The sequence below is a fragment of the Streptomyces sp. NRRL F-2664 genome, from assembly GCF_000719345.1.
In the GTDB taxonomy this organism is placed as follows: Bacteria; Actinomycetota; Actinomycetes; order Streptomycetales; family Streptomycetaceae; genus Streptomyces.
Map to the genome: position 1 here is coordinate 1 of NZ_JOFX01000563.1, position 253 is coordinate 253.

The following is a 253-nucleotide window of genomic DNA, read 5'->3' on the forward strand; positions in this document are numbered from 1 at the left end:
ACTCCGTCGCGGGCGGGCAGGCTGCCCCCCGGCACATGCTCGAAGCGCACCCCCTCCCCGGGGAACCGCTTCAGACCGGAGCCGGCACCGCCGGGGGCGCTGGCGGCGGGGTCGATCTCGTAGACACCGCCCGCCACCACCGCACGGCCCTCACCGGTGTCGACGAAGGGCAGGCCCAGGCCCATGCCCGCGCCCAGGCCCTGCCGGTCCACCCCCAGACCCGACAACTCCTGGTCATACGACAGTGACAGGC

At 74.7% G+C, this 253-nt stretch carries 1 protein-coding gene; it reads right to left on the reverse strand.

Features of this window, described 5'->3' with window-relative positions:
• Nucleotides 1-253, reverse strand: a 253-nt coding sequence (locus IF89_RS40245; protein WP_158718185.1) for a hypothetical protein, incomplete at both ends; no start/stop codon positions are given.